Source organism: Primorskyibacter flagellatus (assembly GCF_048268605.1).
Classification (GTDB): domain Bacteria; phylum Pseudomonadota; class Alphaproteobacteria; order Rhodobacterales; family Rhodobacteraceae; genus Primorskyibacter; species Primorskyibacter flagellatus.
Map to the genome: position 1 here is coordinate 43,252 of NZ_JBLWVF010000006.1, position 18,327 is coordinate 61,578.

The 18,327-nt window shown below is 60.6% G+C and carries 18 protein-coding genes and 1 tRNA gene; 15 read left to right on the forward strand and 4 right to left on the reverse strand.

Annotated elements, in window-relative coordinates; genetic code table 11:
• Positions 1 to 27: 27 nt before the first annotated feature.
• Positions 28 to 1,029, forward strand: a complete 1,002-nt coding sequence (locus ACN0WV_RS08975; protein ID WP_417605158.1) for an asparaginase — start codon at positions 28 to 30, stop codon at positions 1,027 to 1,029.
• A gap of 3 nt (positions 1,030 to 1,032) precedes the next feature.
• On the opposite strand, the gene serB is transcribed toward ACN0WV_RS08975, so the two are convergent.
• Together serB and ACN0WV_RS08985 are read right to left on the reverse strand one after the other, a co-directional pair.
• Positions 1,033 to 1,902, reverse strand: coding sequence for a phosphoserine phosphatase SerB (gene serB / locus ACN0WV_RS08980; RefSeq protein WP_417605160.1), 870 nt, complete (start codon positions 1,900 to 1,902; stop codon positions 1,033 to 1,035).
• A 303-nt stretch (positions 1,903 to 2,205) separates the two neighbouring features.
• Positions 2,206 to 2,281, reverse strand: a tRNA-Lys gene (locus tag ACN0WV_RS08985).
• 381 nt (positions 2,282 to 2,662) lie between these two features.
• On the opposite strand from ACN0WV_RS08985, the gene ACN0WV_RS08990 reads away from it, so the two are divergent.
• From ACN0WV_RS08990 to ACN0WV_RS09025, 8 genes are all read left to right on the forward strand, one after another.
• Positions 2,663 to 3,361, forward strand: a complete 699-nt coding sequence (locus ACN0WV_RS08990) for a fumarylacetoacetate hydrolase family protein (protein WP_084352860.1) — start codon at positions 2,663 to 2,665, stop codon at positions 3,359 to 3,361.
• 158 nt (positions 3,362 to 3,519) lie between these two features.
• Complete coding sequence (locus ACN0WV_RS08995) at positions 3,520 to 4,275, forward strand: crotonase/enoyl-CoA hydratase family protein (RefSeq protein WP_417605363.1); 756 nt, start codon at positions 3,520 to 3,522, stop codon at positions 4,273 to 4,275.
• A gap of 105 nt (positions 4,276 to 4,380) precedes the next feature.
• Entirely contained in the window at positions 4,381 to 5,388 is a 1,008-nt protein-coding gene (locus ACN0WV_RS09000; protein WP_417605162.1) for an LLM class flavin-dependent oxidoreductase, read from the forward strand.
• Positions 5,389 to 5,456: 68 nt separating this feature from the next.
• Entirely contained in the window at positions 5,457 to 6,698 is a 1,242-nt protein-coding gene (locus ACN0WV_RS09005; protein ID WP_417605163.1) for an aminopeptidase, read from the forward strand.
• Positions 6,699 to 6,914: 216 nt separating this feature from the next.
• Positions 6,915 to 7,823, forward strand: a complete 909-nt coding sequence (locus tag ACN0WV_RS09010) for a 2-dehydro-3-deoxygalactonokinase (RefSeq protein WP_417605165.1) — start codon at positions 6,915 to 6,917, stop codon at positions 7,821 to 7,823.
• Positions 7,820 to 8,431, forward strand: a complete 612-nt coding sequence (locus ACN0WV_RS09015; RefSeq protein WP_417605167.1) for a 2-dehydro-3-deoxy-6-phosphogalactonate aldolase — start codon at positions 7,820 to 7,822, stop codon at positions 8,429 to 8,431. The genes ACN0WV_RS09010 and ACN0WV_RS09015 overlap by 4 nt, the downstream gene beginning before the upstream one ends.
• Positions 8,432 to 8,616: 185 nt before the next feature.
• Complete coding sequence (locus ACN0WV_RS09020; RefSeq protein WP_417605169.1) at positions 8,617 to 9,351, forward strand: sirohydrochlorin chelatase; 735 nt, start codon at positions 8,617 to 8,619, stop codon at positions 9,349 to 9,351.
• Between the two features lie 309 nt (positions 9,352 to 9,660).
• A complete protein-coding gene (locus ACN0WV_RS09025; RefSeq protein WP_084352909.1) occupies positions 9,661 to 10,131 on the forward strand; it encodes an Hsp20 family protein in 471 nt (156 codons plus the stop codon).
• A gap of 99 nt (positions 10,132 to 10,230) precedes the next feature.
• Here the strand turns inward: ACN0WV_RS09025 and ACN0WV_RS09030 are convergent, their stop codons facing one another.
• Positions 10,231 to 11,232, reverse strand: a complete 1,002-nt coding sequence (locus ACN0WV_RS09030; RefSeq protein WP_417605171.1) for an NAD(P)-dependent alcohol dehydrogenase — start codon at positions 11,230 to 11,232, stop codon at positions 10,231 to 10,233.
• Positions 11,233 to 11,331: 99 nt separating this feature from the next.
• On the opposite strand from ACN0WV_RS09030, the gene ACN0WV_RS09035 reads away from it, so the two are divergent.
• Positions 11,332 to 12,231, forward strand: coding sequence for a LysR family transcriptional regulator (locus tag ACN0WV_RS09035; protein WP_417605173.1), 900 nt, complete (start codon positions 11,332 to 11,334; stop codon positions 12,229 to 12,231).
• A 157-nt stretch (positions 12,232 to 12,388) separates the two neighbouring features.
• On the opposite strand, the gene ACN0WV_RS09040 is transcribed toward ACN0WV_RS09035, so the two are convergent.
• The gene (locus ACN0WV_RS09040) at positions 12,389 to 13,864 is read right to left on the reverse strand and encodes an NAD-dependent succinate-semialdehyde dehydrogenase (RefSeq protein ID WP_417605175.1); all 1,476 of its coding nucleotides are present in this window, start codon (positions 13,862 to 13,864) and stop codon (positions 12,389 to 12,391) included.
• An 81-nt stretch (positions 13,865 to 13,945) separates the two neighbouring features.
• On the opposite strand from ACN0WV_RS09040, the gene ACN0WV_RS09045 reads away from it, so the two are divergent.
• The 5 genes from ACN0WV_RS09045 to ACN0WV_RS09065 all read left to right on the forward strand — a co-directional run bounded on the left by ACN0WV_RS09045 (position 13,946) and on the right by ACN0WV_RS09065 (position 18,267).
• Positions 13,946 to 14,737, forward strand: coding sequence for an alpha/beta hydrolase (locus ACN0WV_RS09045; protein ID WP_417605177.1), 792 nt, complete (start codon positions 13,946 to 13,948; stop codon positions 14,735 to 14,737).
• Between the two features lie 192 nt (positions 14,738 to 14,929).
• Positions 14,930 to 16,135: an aminopeptidase P family protein gene (locus ACN0WV_RS09050; RefSeq protein ID WP_417605179.1), complete on the forward strand. Its 1,206-nt coding sequence runs from the start codon at positions 14,930 to 14,932 to the stop codon at positions 16,133 to 16,135.
• A 338-nt stretch (positions 16,136 to 16,473) separates the two neighbouring features.
• The gene (locus ACN0WV_RS09055) at positions 16,474 to 17,268 is read left to right on the forward strand and encodes a hypothetical protein (protein WP_417605180.1); all 795 of its coding nucleotides are present in this window, start codon (positions 16,474 to 16,476) and stop codon (positions 17,266 to 17,268) included.
• A gap of 76 nt (positions 17,269 to 17,344) precedes the next feature.
• Positions 17,345 to 17,608, forward strand: coding sequence for a hypothetical protein (locus tag ACN0WV_RS09060; RefSeq protein WP_417605182.1), 264 nt, complete (start codon positions 17,345 to 17,347; stop codon positions 17,606 to 17,608).
• Positions 17,609 to 17,622: 14 nt separating this feature from the next.
• Entirely contained in the window at positions 17,623 to 18,267 is a 645-nt protein-coding gene (locus ACN0WV_RS09065; RefSeq protein WP_084352847.1) for a DUF1523 family protein, read from the forward strand.
• Positions 18,268 to 18,327: the final 60 nt, after the last annotated feature.

Sequence of the window (18,327 nt, forward strand, 5' to 3'; positions counted from 1 at the left end):
CCGCGCCCAGACTGCAAAGGCCCGCCTATGACCCAACCTCAACCAATCTGCGAAGCGTGGCGCGGCCCCTTGCTGGAAAGCCAGCATCTGGGGCACATCGTGGTATGCGATGGCTCCGGTCAGGTGGTTCAGGCGATTGGCGACCCCGAAGCCGTGATTTTTCCGCGCAGTTCGTGCAAGATGGTCCAGGCGCTGCCCTTGGTGACCTCCGGTGCCGCCGATGCGCTGGGTTTAAGCGAAACGCGTCTGGCGCTGGCCTGCGCCTCGCATTCCGGCGCGCCGCTGCATGTGACAGAGGTCAATCGCTGGCTTGCGGACCTTGGTCTTGGCGATGACGACCTTCGCTGCGGGACCGAGCCAAGCCGCGACAAGGCCCTGCGCTTTGAGATGATTCGCGACGGTCGGAAACCTTGTCAGGTACATAACAATTGTTCGGGCAAACATGCGGGATTTCTGACGCTGTCGCAGCATATTGGTGCAGGCGCTGACTATGTCGACCCGGATCATCCCGTGCAGACGGCCTGCCGCGACGCATTTGAAGAGGTCACCGGCATGACTTCGCCGGGCTTTGGCATTGACGGCTGCTCGGCGCCGAATTTCGCGACGTCAATGCATGCGCTTGCCCGTGCAATGGCGTTTTTCGCTACAGCCCACAGCCGGAACGACACGCTAAGCCGCGCCGCTGCCCGTCTGGCCGCCGCCATGCGCGCCTGGCCGGAACATGTTGCGGGAAAGGGCCGCGCCTGCACTTTGCTGATGCGGGCCGCGAAAGAGCCGCTTGTCGCCAAGACCGGGGCCGAGGGTGTTTTCATCGCCATTCTGCCGGGCCGCGGCATGGGCATTGCCGTCAAGGCGGCTGACGGTGCCACTCGCGCTGCCGAATGCGCCATCGCCGCGACATTGGTTCAGATGGACGTTTTGGATGCGGACCATCCGGATGTCGTGAACTTCATGACACCGACATTGCTGAACCGGCGCGGGCTGGAAGTCGGCTTTGTCCGCCCTCCGCACACGCTTTTTCCGGCCTGAAATCTACGACACAAATTCCGACTTTGTATAGCCTTGCAGGTAAAGCAGCGCTGTCAGATCACCGTGATTGATACGGAGATCGCACTGCGCCTGCACGCTTGGTTTGGCATGCAACGCCACACCGGTCCCGGCGCGGCCCAACATGCCGAGATCGTTAGCCCCGTCACCCACCGCGATCACATCCGCCTCTGCAATCCCCAGCCTTGCAGAGATCTGTTCCAGCGCCTCGATCTTGGCTTCACGTCCCAGAATGGGCCGCCCAACGTCGCCGCTCAGCTTCCCATCCGCGACAATCAACGTATTCGCGCGATTTTCGTCGAACCCCAATAGGGATGCGACCCGCTCGGTGAAAGCGGTAAATCCGCCAGAAACCAGCGCCGCATGGCCGCCCTGCGCCTTCATCGTCGCGACCAGTTGCGCGCCGCCGGGCATCAGCGTGATGCGCGCGTCCAATACCTTGTCGATCACCGCGACATCCAGCCCTTCAAGCAGCGCCACCCGTTCGGTCAGCGCGCCTTCGAAATCCAGTTCGCCGTTCATCGCGCGTGCGGTGATGTCCCTGACATGGGCACCGACACCAGCCTCTTCGGCCAGTTCGTCGATGCATTCCTGCTGGATCATGGTCGAGTCCATATCGGCAAGCAGCATTTTCTTGCGCCGGCCTTTTGCGGGCAAAACAACCAGATCGACACCCTGCTGTTGAAGATCCTCCCAGACCTGCCAGATATTGTCCGGCACCTGTTCCATCGCGAACTCCGCCGCCTCATCCGGTGCCAGCCAATTGACATCCGAACCGCCCCAGGCATTGCGCAACGCTTCTGCCAATGCCGGGTCCAAGCCACCCTGACGCGCGATCAAAACTGCTATATGCATGGTCGGCTCCGCTTAAACTGATGCCCCTGCTTAACCATGTGCTGACATAAACCTCCAGCCCCGAGCCCGATCCGGCTCCTGAATTTCCGTCTCCGTCACGCGGGCGCATGCAATGAACCCGCCATCTTGACGCAGAACTTCTGGTTCCGCGTCGGGACGGGGTTCTTTTCATCGCAGTTACCGCAATCCGGTCAATGGGTGCTTGACCCAAAACCCGGCAAATCGAACCCAAACTTGACGCAAAAGGAAAATCGCCCTGACTGAAAGGGACCTCTGTGATGATTACTCACATAAGCATTAAAGTGGTGAGCCGTGATGGGTTCGAACCATCGACCTACTGATTAAAAGTCAGTTGCTCTACCAACTGAGCTAACGGCCCACTAGGCGGCGTATCTAGAAAGAGAGATGGGGACCGTCAACCCCGAAAATCCTCTTTTCCTTTCGAAAGGTAAATAAGTTGTCCCGAACGACGACGGACCAAGGGGGCTGTGCTCGTGACAACGCTTCACCCCAAAAGCAAACTCATTCACGCAGATCCGATAAAGGGAGACCTTGTAAGCGATGATGCGGCTTATCCAGACACATACAGGACGGATATTTCGGGTTCTCCAGTCACGCGTCCATTAAAGCGGCATGGGCCATCATATCGCCGCCCCGATGCCCGCTGTTCTTGCTCCTTGCGCAGAAAGGTGCGATTTCATGGGCGCAACCCTCTGACGGCGCTTCCGATACCTTTCAGCAGACACGAGGACACGACAGAATGACTGGCTATATTTTTGACGCCCCGAAGGTAAACGCGATCCCTGTGATCGGGATGTCCGCGCGTTTTCCGATTCACCGGATCTTTTGTGTCGGTCGCAACTATGCCGCCCACGCGGCCGAAATGGGCAATGAAGTGGATCGCGACGCGCCGTGGTACTTTACCAAGACGCCTTCGGCTTATGTGGCAAGCGGCAGTACCGTTCCCTATCCGCCGGGCACCCAAGATTTCCATTACGAGATGGAACTGGCAATCGCGATCGGCGCACCGGCTTTCCGTGCCAGCCGTGACGAGGCCGCCCGCACAATCTTTGGCTACGGCTGCGCGCTCGACATGACGCGGCGCGATTTGCAGCAAGTGGGCAAGGACCACCGCCGCCCCTGGGATCTGGGCAAGGACGTGGAAAACGGCGCGGTCTTCGCGGCGCTCAGTCAGGCAGAAGATCTGGGTGCATTGGGCCCGCAGCGCATTCATCTGGAAGTCAACGGCGAGACGCGTCAGGACGCCACCCTCGCCGAGATGGTCTGGTCCGTTGACGAAATCGTCGCGCACCTGTCCACCTATTATCATCTGCGTGCTGGGGATGTCATTCTGACAGGAACGCCGGCTGGCGTGGGGCCGGTGGTTGCGGGCGACCGCATCACTGGCGGCATAGACGGGCTGGAGCCAATTGCGCTGACGCTGAGCGAACCTGAATGACCATCACAGCGGGGCATACCCCAACCGCCGCCTGTGCTAACGTCCTCTAGCGCTTTGATGTTTATTCAGAAATCGCTATGATCTAAAACAGGTTGGAAAGCCCTCGGCGCGCCGGGGAATGATGTCCGACGACGCAGGAGGGTTGCTTGGCCGACGAGATGCTGAAAATCGCGCTGGATGGCGACATCGCAACGCTGACGATAGACCGCCCCGACAAACGCAACGCCATGTGCGATCAGTTGTTAAGGGAGATGGACGCCTTCTTTTCCAACCCGCCAGAGCGGGCAAAGGTGGCGATCCTGACCGGGACCGGGGGGCATTTCTGCTCTGGTCTCGACCTGGAGGAACACACGGCCCGCAGTGGCGAAGATACGCTTTATCATTCACGGCACTGGCACAGCGTGATGGACAAGATCCAGTTTGGCCGCTTGCCAGTCGTTTCGGCGATGTACGGCGCTGTCATCGGCGGCGGGCTTGAGATCGCGGCCGCCACGCATGTGCGTATTGCCGAACCGTCGACCATGTTCCAACTGCCGGAAGGCCGTCGCGGCATCTTTGTCGGCGGCGGTGCCACTGTGCGCGTAGGGCGCATACTCGGGGCCGATCGCATGACAGAGATGATGCTGACCGGGCGCAAATATTCCGCCGACGAAGGCCTGGCGCTTGGCCTGTGTCATTACAGCGTGAGCGAAGGCGAATCCATGGCGCTTGCACGCGAATTGGCGGGCAAGATCGCGCGCAATGCACCAATGTCCAATTTTCTGATGATGAATGCGATCTCGCGGATCGACGATATGTCAAAGGCAGACGGGCTTTTTGCCGAGAGCCTTTGCGCCGCGCTGTCCGTGACCACGCCGGACGCGGCCGAAGGGCTTCGGGCCTTCCTGGACAAACGCGCGCCAAACTTTCGCTGAACGCCAAGTCGAACCCCCAGGCCGTCCCTTGTGGCAGAGAAATACCCGGCCCGGTCTTGGCCGGGGCCTCTGCACCCCTTACCTAAGCGACAACCGGAGGTTCTCATGCAGCAATTTTCCCTTCTCGACCTGTCGCCCATTCCCGAAGGTGGCTCCGCAGCCGATGCCCTTGCCAATACCGTCGATCTGGCGCGTGCCGCGGAACGTGCGGGCTATCATCGCTATTGGCTGGCCGAACATCACAATATGCCCGGCATCGCCAGTGCTGCCACGTCACTGGTCATTGGCCATGTTGCCGCCGCGACCAAAACGATGCGGGTGGGCGCTGGCGGGATCATGCTTCCCAACCATGCCCCGCTCGTGGTGGCCGAGCAGTTCGGCACGCTGGCCACGCTTTACCCCGGACGGATCGACCTTGGCCTTGGCCGTGCGCCGGGCACCGACATGGCGACCGCCCGCGCGCTGCGCCGCCACATGGCACCCGAGGACAGCTTTCCGCAGGATGTGCAGGAGCTACTGGGCTATTTCGCCGATCCGGCAGAGAACGCCCCGGTCAAGGCCATCCCCGGCGAAGGGACGCATGTGCCGGTCTGGATTCTAGGGTCCAGCCTGTATGGTGCGCAATTGGCGGCCTATCTGGGTCTGCCCTACGCGTTCGCGTCGCATTTCGCACCCGCGATGCTGGAGGAGGCGCTGGCCACCTATCGTGCCACGTTCCGGCCTTCAGTTCACCTTGACCGCCCGCATGTCATGGTCGCCGCAGGGGTCTGCGCCGCGGAGACGGACGAGGAAGCGGCATTTCTGAAATCCTCGCAGATGCTGGCCTTTGCCCGGCTGCGCACCGGCCGCCCCGGTAAGCTGCCGCGTCCGGTGACGGATGTCACGCAAGAGATCCCGCCTGCGATCATGGCGCAGGTCGGTCACGCGCTGTCTGTGTCGGCCACCGGATCGAAGGAAACCGTCGCGCGGCAGCTGTCAGCAATCATCAAGACGCATCAACCGGACGAGCTGATGGTCACGGGCATGATCCACGATCCCGCCGCGCGCATCCGGTCCTTCGAAATCGCGGCAGATGTCCTGAAAGGCCTGCGCGTCACCCCTGCGGCGGCGTGATTTTACCATCCGCTTGACCTTCCGCATCCCCTGACAGAATCTGCGCGCGACCGCGCAAGGAGATCTCCATGACCAAGTCCCCCATCGATCCACAACTGCTCGACCGGCTGGCAGAGGTTGCCGTACGCACCGGGCTGAACCTGCAACCGGGTCAGGACCTTGTGCTGACCGCCCCTGTAGAGGCCCTGCCGCTGGTGCGCCGCGTCGCCGCTGCCGCATATCGCGCAGGGGCCGGGCTGGTCACGCCGATCCTTTCCGATGCCGAGGTCACGTTGGCGCGGTATCACAACGCCACTGACGACAGCTTTGATCGCGCGCCCGGCTGGCTGTACGAAGGCATGGCAGCCGCCTATGACAAAGGTGCCGCGCGGATGGCCATCTCTGCCGAAGATCCGATGATGCTGGCTGACGAGGATCCCGAAAACGTATCCCGCGCAGGCAAGGCCAATTCGATCGCCTACAAACCCGCGCTCAGCAAGATCTCCAATTTTGACATCAACTGGTCGATCGCCAGCTACCCCTCGGTCGGATGGGCACGGCGTGTGTTTCCCGACCTGCCGGAAAATGAGGCGGTGGCCAGGCTGGCCGATGCGATCTTTGCAGCATCGCGGGTACAAAATGATGACCCCGTGGCGGCATGGGCCGACCATAACGCCGCGCTGCGGACGCGCACCGAATGGCTGAACAGCCAGCGGTTTGGCGCACTGCATTTCACCGGGCCGGGCGCGGACCTGACCGTCGGTCTGGCCGATGGTCACGAATGGCATGGCGGTGCCTCCGAGTCGAAGAACGGGATTGTCTGCAACCCCAACATCCCGACCGAGGAAGTCTTTACCACACCCCACGCCGCCCGCACCGAAGGCCATGTCCGCGCCACGAAACCGCTGGCGCATCAGGGCAGCCTGATCGAGGATATCGAGGTGCGCTTTGAAGGCGGTCGGATCGTCGAGGCCAAGGCATCCCGAGGAGAGGCCGTGCTGCACAAGCTGCTGGACAGCGACGAGGGTGCGAGACGCCTGGGCGAAGTGGCGCTGGTGCCGCATAGCTCGCCGATTTCGCAATCCGGCCTGCTGTTCTACAACACGCTATTTGACGAAAACGCCGCCTGCCACATCGCGCTTGGGCAGTGCTATTCCAAATGCTTCCTGAACGGGGCAGAGCTTTCGGAAGAGCAGATCACCGCGCAGGGCGGCAATTCCAGCATGATCCATGTCGACTGGATGATCGGCGGGGCAGAGACGGATATTGACGGCATCTTGCCCGATGGCACCACCGTGCCGGTGTTCCGCCAAGGCGAATGGGCGCAGTGATCCGACGAGTTCTCCGCAGGGAACCTGCTTTGCCGGATCGCATTTTAGAGAAAAGAGGGGCATAGAGGCGGCGCTGGCGCCTTTTCTTCAACGTCGGGGGAGCGGTCGGCACTTGCAGCCGCAACGCTCTTGACCGGTGGTGAAGCCTTGATAGGTTCGCGCGGTCTGCCCCGTGCGATTTGCGACGTGACGGCAGAACAAAGGACGATACAGACGATGACGCAAGCAGACTGGATCGCCGTCGATTGGGGCACCTCGAACGTGCGGGCCTGGATCTTTGACGAACGGGGCGAGGCGTTTGCCACGGCGTCCAGCGACAAGGGCATGGGATCGCTTGATCCGGCGGAGTTTGAACCGGCTTTGATCGAACTGGTCGGCCAATATCTTCCCGAGACTGGCAAAGTGCCGGTGATCGCCTGCGGCATGGTCGGCGCGCGGCAAGGCTGGGCCGAGGCGCCCTACGCCACATGCCCCTGCCCGCCGCCGGGTCTGGCGGATGCCGTGTCTGCAACCGCTGCGGACCCACGGCTGGACGTATCCATCCTCCCCGGCGTCAAACAGTCCGGTCCAGCGGATGTGATGCGCGGCGAAGAAACCCAGATCGGCGGATTTCTGGCGACAGAGCCGGGTTTCGACGGCATCCTTTGCCTGCCCGGCACGCATACCAAATGGGTGCATATCAGCGCGGGCGAGATTGTCAGCTTTCGCACCTGCATGACCGGAGAGATCTTTGCCCTGTTGTCGCGGCAATCGGTGCTGCGGTTCGCCGTGACGGGCGACGGCTGGGACGCGCAGAGCTTTCGCGCTGCGGTCAGCGATGCCATGTCATCGCCACAGAACTTCAGCGCGTGGCTTTTCGGCCTGCGCGCAGACTCCTTGTTGAACGGAACCGGTGTGGATGTATCGCGGGCGCGCCTGTCCGGCCTGCTGCTTGGCCTCGAACTGGCGGGCACCAAACCCTATTGGCTGGGACGTGATGTGGTGATTATCGGCGCGCCTGCGCTGACCGATCTTTACGTCACGGCCTTGGCGGAACAAGGCGTCTCTGCGCGGTTTATGGACGGCGCCGACCTGTCGCTTGCAGGCATCCGCGCCGCCCGCGCACAACTGGAGAGCAAAACATGAGCCGGGAAATCATTGCCATTCTGCGCGGCGTGCAGCCAGACGAGGTGTTGGAGATCGGCCGCGCGCTTGTCGATGCGGGGATTGACCGCATCGAGGTGCCGTTGAACTCGCCTGACCCACTGACGTCGATCGAACGTCTTGCGTCCGGTCTGGAGGGGCAAGCCACCGTGGGTGCCGGCACAGTGCTGACGCCAGAGCAGGTGACGGCGGTTCACGACGCGGGCGGCACGATCATCGTCTCCCCCGATTGCAACCCTGCTGTCATCGACCGGACGAAGGCGCTGAACATCCTGTCCTATCCGGGGGTCGCGACACCGACCGAGTGCTTTACCGCGCTGCGCCACGGTGCAGACGGGCTGAAGTTCTTTCCGGCCTTCCTGATCGGCACCAAGGGGCTGTCGGCAATATCGGCGGTACTGCCGCAGGGCACGAAAACCTATGCGGTTGGAGGCGTGGGTCCGGATAATTTCGCCGAGTGGTTCGCCGTTGGAGTGTCCGGTTTCGGTCTGGGCACAGGAATCTACAAACCCGATTTTTCCGCGAACGATGTCGCAGAGCGGGCGCGAACCATCGTTGCGGCCTATGATCGCGATGTGCCTGCCGGGTGAGCCAGCAGACAGACCACAATGAGAACCCGTCACACCGCATTGAAAATCGACCTTGGCATCACGAATTCCGCACGACCGCACCGCTCGGCTGGAATAATGCACTATCCTCCGGATCGCCAGGACGTTCATCTGTCAGAGCATTCCGTAGCGGACGTCAAGGATCTGAAACAGGAACAGCGCGCCCCATGCCCCTAACTACTGCACCCGGCCCCACTGCACTGATCGTGGCGCATGGAAGCCCCTCTGATCCGGAGGGACAGGAACGCGCGCTGGCCGATCTGGCCGCGCGCGCCGCAGCGCATTTGCCCGGCTGGCAGGTTTCCAGCGCGACGCTTGCCTGCAAAGGGCGGTTCGAAGAGGAATGTGCGCGGCTCGGCACGCCGATGATTTATCCGTTTTTCATGGCCGAAGGCTATTTCACGCGCAATGTGCTGGCCCAAAAATCCGCCGATTTGGGCCTGACCATGCTGTCGCCCTTCGGCGTGGACCCGTCCTTGGAAGACGTTGCCGAGACGGTCTTGCGTGATCGGCTTGGGGCGCTGGGTTGGGAGGTCGCGGAAACCGATCTGCTGATCGCAGCACATGGCAGCGCGGTTTCCAAAACCAGCCGCAACAGCGCACAACGCTTCGCTAAGAAAATGATGGCGCGATGCGGTTTTCGCAGCGTCGTGACAGGCTATGTCGAAGAGCCGCCGTTTCTCGCAGACGCGGCCCGAGATCTGGGCGCACAAAGCATATGCCTTGCACATTTTGCGCTCCGCTCCGGCCATGTCGAGATCGACCTGCCCGAAGCGTTCGAAGCCGCCAATTTTCGTGGCCCGGTATTGCCGCCGATGATCGAGTGGCCCGAAACGCCCGAACTGATCGCAAACAGCCTTCTGGCCGCGCATGCATCCTTGCCAGCGGGCCGACCGTCCTGATCGGGCGGGCTTTGACCCGCGCAATTCAAGCGTCTTTGCTGCGCTCTGTAGCTGGGTGACAAGATTTAGTCTTGAAGCGTGTTTCCCCTGCCCCGGCACGCGGTGCCTTGTGGCGGACTATCAGCGCCTCACGTCCTGCATGCAAGACGACCGGACGGCGATGAAAATCTGCGGATCCGGGACTTGAAATCGCCGATTGCCCCACCCAATTATTTCAGTGTCGGAACGCTGATGATCAGGTTCCGGCGCAACTCACGGCCTGTCCGCAATTGGAAGGCCGCTATAGGTATCGCTCAATGGAGGATGACCATGCGAAGCTTTGATCTTGCACCGCTCTATCGTGCAACTGTCGGATTCGATCAGATTGCCGACCTTATGGACCGCGCCCTGGCCAATGATGTCAGCCAGTCCAGCTATCCACCCTATAACATTGAAAAAACCGCCGATGACACCTACCGCATCTCCATCGCGGTTGCCGGCTTTAGTGACGCCGATCTGTCGGTCGAGGTAAAGGAACAGGCGCTTGTCGTGTCCGCCCGCAAAGCCGACGATGAGACTGCGCACAGTTACCTGCACCGAGGCATCGCCACCCGCGCGTTCGAACGCCGTTTTGCGCTTGCCGATCACGTCCGGGTCATTGGGGCCAGCCATGCTGACGGTATGTTGCATATCGACTTGCAGCGCGAAATCCCCGAAGCGCTGAAACCGCGACGGATCGAGATTTCCCGTCAGAGCAAGGCGATCGACAAGGACGTCGTGGACGCCCAATCGGTGAACTGACCTTGCGCTGAACCGGACAGGGCCAGCCTTTCCCGCCTAAGCATATGCTTATTGAAGGCCCGGCGCACCGTGACGCGTCGGGCCTTTTGGTTTTGTCCATCATGCGGCGGGCGCGGCAGGTTTCGCTTCTGTGCTGGACATGCGCAGAACAACCGTGCCTTTGCGATGGCGCGTTTCGACGGCACTGTGTGCCTCGACAAAATCAGCCATGGGATAGACCGTATCGACGACGGCGCGCAGATCGCCCGCAGACAGCCAACCTGCCAGCAGTTGCATGTGTTCACGACGATCGCCGCTAACCCCGATCCGGATGCGCCGACCTCCGTGAAACCTCGCCCAAAGCGCCTGCCATAACTCTTTCATGCCAAAGTTCAGCGGGATGAACTGGCCCTTGGGCTTCAACGCGCCGCGAATGCCCTTGAAATCTGTCGCTCCTACAGTGTCGAACACGACATCGTAGCGATTGGTCGCATCGGTGAAATCCTCGGCGCGGTAATCAATCATTTCGTCGGCACCAAGGTTCCGCAGCAAGAGATGGTTCGCCGCACTGGCGACACCGGTCACATGCGCCCCCATCCGTTTGGCAATCTGCACGGCATAACTGCCCACACCGCCCGAAGCACCGATAATCAGCACGGACTGGCCCGGCGTGATTCTGGCAAAATCGCGCAGGAATACCAACGCAGACAAGGCACCGAACGGGGTGGCTGCGGCCTCTTCATCGGTGATGGTGTCAGGCGTGTGGACGACCGCCCCATCCTGCGCAATGGTCAGAAATTCTGCGTGTGCGCCCTTGCCGGACACTCCGAAAACCCGATCGCCCGGCACGAACCCGTCCACGTCTTGTCCGGCTTCGACCACCTTTCCGGCGAAAACACCGCCAAGGATCTTGTTGCGCGGACGAAACAGCCCGAACATCAACCGACCCGGCACCGCCAGCACACCCGGAAATTCCGCGGCACGCAGCCGCCAATCGGCCGTGGTGACGCTGCTGGCCGTGACCCTCACCAAAAGCTCTTTTGCGTTTGGCACCGGCTGCGGCACCTCGGATATCCTTAGGACATCCGGGGGGCCGTAACGATCTTGGACAATTGCTTTCATCATATTCACCTAAGGTTAAACATCGCTTGCCTATGTAGTTAACCATGCGCAAGTACCGCGTAAATTGACCAGAAGAGCAGGTATGCTATGCATTATTGCATGGATTGGCGAAATGTAAACTTTGACTGGAATCGCGCGCGCGCCTTTCTGGTCACAGCCGAAGAAGGCTCTTTGTCGGCAGCCGCGCGTGCGCTTGGCGTGGCACAGCCGACGCTTGGCCGTCAGGTGACTGCGCTTGAGGAAGAACTGGGTGTTACTCTGTTCGAACGCGTGCCGCGCGGGCTGGAACTGACAACTGCCGGGCTTGACCTTGTCGAACATGTTCGCGCCATGGGTGATGCCGCAAACCGCGTATCGCTGGCGGCAACCGGTCAGTCGGTCACGGTCGAGGGGCAAATCACCATCACCGCGTCCGAAATTTATTCTGCCTATCTGTTGCCGCCCATCCTTGCACGTTTGCGCGAAATGGCACCGGGGATTGAAGTTGAAGTCGTGGCAAGCAACACGATCCGCGATCTCAAGAAACGCGAAGCTGACATTGCAATCCGCAACGCCCGTCCGACACAACCCGATCTGATCGGCAAATTGGTGGCAGAGGATCACGCGACGATTTATGCGACTCCCAGCTACCTTCAAAGCCTTGGCGATCCGCAAAGCCCCGAAGAACTAAAAGATGCCGATTTCATCGGGCTGGAGAATCTCGACCAGCTGATTGAGGGCCTGAATGCGCAGGGGTTCGATCTGGCGCGCCGCAACTTCCCGATACAGACCGAAAACCACCTGGTGCATTGGCAAATGGCGCGGCACGGTCTGGGCATCGGCATCGGGCCCTGCCATCTGGGCGACCGCGACCCCGGCCTTGCCCGTGTCTTGCCAGAGGCAGAGCCGATCAGATTTCCGATCTGGCTGGTCGCACACCGCGAATTGCAAACCAGCCGCCGCGTGCGACTGGTTTATGATTTGCTGGCCGAAGAGTTGCCGACGCTTTTAGGTGACTAGCATCCAAACTTTTCGGTAGATCAGCACATTTCCATTGAAGGCTTTGCACCAAACTCTTCCGGTTGAGCGTCTTCTGTCGTCTATCGAACGGATCTTTTCCAAGTATTTCAGAAGCGCGAGAATGGGCGGCGCAAGCGCCCCGCCCGCCCAAACCCGATCAGACCGACAGACAGACATATTTCATCTCAAGGTAGTCCTCGATGCCGTGATGGCTGCCCTCACGACCCAAACCGGACTGCTTGACCCCGCCGAACGGTGCCAGCTCGGTCGAGATGATGCCCGTGTTCACGCCGACGATGCCATATTCCAGCGCTTCAGCCACCTTGTAGACCCGGCTTAGATCCTTGGCGTAGAAATACGACGCCAGCCCGAAGATCGTGTCATTGGCCATGGCGATCACCTCGTCTTCATCGGTAAACCGGAAGAGCGGTGCCAATGGACCAAAGGTTTCTTCGGTGGCAAACGCCATCTCGCGCGTTGCCCCCGTCACGATGGTCGGGCCAAAGAAATTGCCCTCCATCCCATCTGCCTCACCGCCGAAGATGACCTCGGCACCCTTGGCCTTGGCGTCCGCAATATGTTCCTGAACCTTGTCGATCGCGCCGGCATTGATCAGCGGCCCCAGATCGGTGCCCTCTTCCAGCCCGTCGCCCACCTTCATCGCGGCGACCCGCGTGCGCAGTTTTTCGGCAAAGGCGTCATAGACCCCGTCCTGCACATAGATCCGGTTGGCACAGACACAGGTCTGTCCATTGTTGCGGAACTTGCACATGATCGCGCCTTCGACGGCTGCGTCCAGATCGGCATCGTCGAACACGATGAACGGCGCATTGCCGCCCAGCTCCATCGAGCATTTCATGACCTGATCGGCGGCCTGTTTCAGCAGGATGCGCCCCACTTCGGTCGACCCGGTAAAGGTCAGCTTGCGGATGCCGGGGTTCTCGCAGAATTCCTTGCCGATCTCCGAAGAGCTGGACGACGTCACGACAGAGAATACCCCCGCCGGAATGCCCGCACGTTCGGCAAGAACAGCCATGGCGATGGCCGACAGCGGGGTTTCCTTCGCAGGGCGCGCCACAAAGGCGCAGCCCGCGGCCAGTGCAGGCCCGGCCTTGCGCGTGATCATCGCGTTGGGAAAGTTCCACGGCGTGATCGACGCAGCCACCCCGATGGGCTGCTTGATGACCATCAACCGCTTGTCGCGCTGGTGGCCGGGGATCATCTCGCCGTAAATACGCTTGGCCTCTTCGCCGAAGAACTCGATGAATGCGGCGCCGTAGGCAATCTCGCCCTTGGCTTCGGTCAGCGGCTTGCCCTGCTCGGCGGTCAGGATCGTGCCCAGATCGTCCTGATGCTTCATCATCAGATCGAACCATTTGCGCATCACCGCGGCACGCTCTTTACCAGTCCACTGCGCCCAGGCCTTCTGCGCGCTTTCGGCCTGTGCAATGGCATCGGCCACCTGCGCACGGCTGAGGTCGGCGACCTGTGCGATCACATCGCCTCGGGCGGGGTTGGTGACGTCAAACGTCCCGTTATCGCCCTCGATCCATTCCCCGCCGACATATCCGCGCGTTTCCAGAAGGCCGGGGTCCTTCAGCAAGGACTTGAGGTTGGTGGTTTGGTCGGGCATGTCGCGCTCCTCTCGAAATGTTATGGAAGTTCCAGATCATCTGCTAGGCTTCTTGTCCAGCACTGCCTTTCGGAGAACGATATGGATCTTGATGACGCCTTTGCCAATGCTGCCTACATTCCTCAGGCAGATGACTACCCACCGCGCTGGGCAAAAAAGGCCGAGGCGTTTCGCGAAAAGATGGCCCAGAACCATCGCGCCCGGCTGGGCGTGGCTTACGGCGACAGTCCACGGCAGGAGATGGACATCTTCCTGCCCAAGGCCGCACCCAAGGGCCTCGTAGTGTTCGTTCATGGCGGCTACTGGCTGCGCTTTGACCGGTTCAGCTGGTCGCATCTGGCAGCCGGGCCATGCGCGCAAGGCTGGGCTGTGGCGATGCCCTCTTACGATCTGTGCCCGCAGGTTCATATCAGAGACATCACCGGACAGATCGCCCATGCCGTGACGCTTGCTGCCCGTGAGATCTCGGGCCCGATCCGACTGGTAGGGCATTCCGCCGGCGGACAACAGGTTTGCCGGATGGGGGCCGCAGGCGTGTTGCCCGATACCGTCGCCCGGCGGATTGCCCGGATCATGTCAATCTCTCCGGTGGCTGATCTCAGGCCTTTGCGACACACCCGAATGAACGAGGCACTCGCGCTGGATGCCGCCGAGGCAGAGCTGGAAAGCCCGTTGCTGGCCGCACGTCCAAGCGCGCCCGTCACGGTCTGGGTCGGCGCCGATGAACGTCCCGTCTTCGTCGAACAGGCAGCCGCGCTTGCCACTGCCTGGCAGGCCGATTTGACCGTCGAACCGGGTCGCCATCATTTCAACGTGATCGACGCGCTGGAAGACCCCGAAAGCGCGATGACTGCCGCTTTGCTTCAGGACTAAGAATTTGCTTGCCAGAAGCCGCCCCGCAGCCTTATCAGGTGGCAGGCACGGCGATGGCGTCGCCAGCGTGAGATACGCACGCGCCCCCTTGATTTTCTGTCCTGAACGCCGGGACCTTTCTTTGCTGCCCACGCGGTAAGGATGGGTGTCCCGTCCTTGTGTCCAAGCAGCATATTATCGGAGGGTCACACCATGGAACGTCCAGAATTTTCCCGCTTTCACAATGGCGACAAGGCAGCACTGCCCTTTGCGCCTGCCGAATATGACGCCCGCCTTGCCGGACTGCGTGAAATCATGTCGCGCGACGGCGTCGATGCCTGCGTCTTCACCTCGATGCACAATATCGCCTACTATTCGGGCTTCTTGTATTGCAGCTTTGGCCGCCCCTACGGCTTGGTCGTCACGGCGTCCGAAAGCGTGACAATCAGCGCAGGCATCGACGCAGGCCAGCCTTGGCGCCGTTGCCACGGCGACAACATCACCTATACCGACTGGAAGCGCGACAATTACTGGCGCGCAATCCTGTCCGTGACCGGGCCGGGCCAAGTGATCGGCTATGAGGCGGACCATATCAACATGGCGCAATTTGCGTCGCTTGGCGAATTTCTTACCCCGTCCAAAACAGTAAACATCGCCCCTGCAACCATGCGTCAGCGCATGCATAAATCCGCTGCTGAAATCGCCCTGATCCGTGAAGGGGCGCGCGTGGCTGACGTGGGCGGCTATGCGATCCGCGACGCGGTGCGCGAAGGCACCCGCGAGATTGACGTGGCCATGGCCGGCCGCGACGCGATGGAGGCCGAAATCGCGCGTGCCTTCCCGGATGCCGAATATCGCGACACCTGGGTCTGGTTCCAGTCCGGGCTGAACACCGATGGTGCCCACAACCCCGTCACCGCACGCAAACTGGAACGCGGCGATATCCTGTCGCTCAACACCTTCCCGATGATCTCTGGCTATTACACCGCGCTGGAACGCACCATGTTCGTGGGCGAAGCGGATGCCGAAAGCCTGCGTATATGGGAGGCGAATGTCGCAGCGCATGAATATGGCATGAGCCTGCTGAAACCCGGTGCGACCTGCGCAGAAGTCACGCACGCGATCAACGATTTCTTTGCAGAGCGTGACCTGCTGCAATATCGCAGCTTTGGCTATGGCCACTCCTTCGGCGTCCTGTCGCATTACTACGGGCGCGAAGCGGGGCTGGAGCTGCGCGAAGACATCGATACCGTGCTTGAACCCGGCATGGTCATCAGCATGGAACCGATGCTGACCATCCCAGAGGGCCAGCCGGGGGCCGGCGGCTACCGCGAGCATGACATCCTGATCATCAAGGAAGAAGGCAACGAGAATATTACCGGATATCCTTATGGGCCCGGCTTCAACATCGTCGGCTGATCACAGAGTCACGGTGCTGTATTCAAAGCAGTTAAGCCCAGGATACAGCACCTGATCGCAAACTCTGAAACCATCGAATATGGCCACGCGTTTCACTGCGTGCCATTTTCCAATTATGGGTGTGGATCATCTGTGCCTCAAACGGCTGCGCTGCTTTAATATCGACTTATGTATTCCAGCGCCTACACACGACCAATCAACATGCTAGATGAGGGGTTGAACACAAAGACCGCCCGGTTTTGCCAACGCACATACCTTCTTGATCAGCCCCGGCGGTCGGGTACTGACTTACTGACGCCTTCGGCGGTGGATAAGGAATGTAAGAAAAGGAGCGCGCCATGAGTCTCGCATCTGGCCGGATGGAACTGCGCGAGGTGGATATCCGCAAGCACTACCCTGCCGCAACAGCGATGCTCCAGAAACTTGACCACACGCCCCGGATTGCCAAGGCAACGGAAATCCCGGTGCAGGAACGCGCGGCGATGCTTGGCACGCGCCGACGGTTCCGCACAAATGCATCTGGATTGGCGATGCGTTCCGGTGCCCGCGCCGAAGACGTACACCTGCTGTCGCGGATCGAAAACGTGAATAAAGACGATCCGATCATCTCGCCCTTGCAGGCTACGGTGATGAACGGTCTGCGCCGCGCATTGGCAATTGCACTGGCGATCGGAGACGCGTTTTCCGACACATCCGATCTGGGCGATCTGAAACGCGCCAATCTGCAAGGTTCCCTGCCCGCTGCACGCAAGTCCGACTTTACGGAACTGTTGCAGGCAGAAGCGCTTGTCGTGGGGCACGTCTTTGCCAATGCGCTCGCCTTCCTGCTTGGCCCACACGAAACCGATGTTTCGGCAAAGCCCGGCGGGGTTGAAGAAGTCCTGACCGATAATGCTCGGCTGATTTTACACGGGGCATTATGGGAAATTGATCGGGACATCGCCGCCCATGCCGATGACGATGCGCAGCTGGTGGCAACCGTTGCAGGTTTTGCCGAAGAATTGATGACAAAGCTGGAACTGCGGGCACAGACCTCTACCCGCATTGCCGCCTTCGCAAGCGCCTCTTGGCGAGTGGAGGCCGACGGTTTCATCATTTGTGGCCTCACGAAGCGGCCAAGGCCAAACGGGTGACCGGAATGACTTCGTGCCCGCTCCCGCGGAAGGTGTCATATGGGTTGCTTTTCGAGGCGCTGCCAGGAGATAGAACATGATGGGGTTGGCGCGGCTTGTCGGGATCGGGTTTATCGTCCTGTCGGTGATCTATATCTCTCTGTCTTTCTATTCGCGATCCATCCGGCGCAAGAAGCTTGAGCAGGAATGGAACGAGGCAGACATGTCCGGCGACAAGGACAGCTTTGTCGAACAGGGGCTGAAAAGCTACGATAGCTCGCTCAGGCGGAAACTGATACTTGGGGTCTATGTCATTCCTGTGGTCATCATCGGAACGATCATCTATGTCGTGAACCACTGAAGGGAGTGCCTGGCATGGTCTATGTGAAGTGGGTTTTCTGGGGGACGTTCTGGCTGCTGATCGCGGCCTTCTTTCACTATACTCTGCCGCAGCATGACATCGTCCGCATCGTGAACACCTACGAAGAGCGGCAGGATCTGGGCGACTGGACCCGTATTTTCTGGTCCGTTCCCGATGACCAGACGGAATCGCTGGTCAACCGCGACGTGCAGTTCATTCAGGCCGTGCGTCCCAACGGCAAGGCCGTGGTGTACCGCAACGAAGATACCAGTTGGCGCTGGCCGCCCTATTTCAAGTTTGACACCGCGAACCTGTATACCGAGGCGAACGATTCCAAATCGACACGCGACAACCCGAAATGGGTATCGGTCACGCATTACGGCTGGCGCAACGAATATTGGTCGATATTTCCCAACGCCGTCGCCATCAAAGACGTCGAGGGGCCGGATGCGACGATCATCCCATGGGTCAACATCGTCATTCTGGTGATTTTCTTCGCCTTTGTCTGGGCCATCTGGGTGCGCTGGCGGCGGTTCCGCAGGGCGCGGATTGATCCGGTCCTGGAAGATATGGGCGACAGTTTTGAGGCAGCAGGCGACCGCATGGCCGCGCGCCGCGGCAGGTTCCGCCGCTGGCTGGACAGCTGGAAGAAGAAGTAGTGCTGCGCGGCGTGATCGCTGCCTGAAAGTTCAAAAGCCAGGGCGGCACTGGCTTTGCCG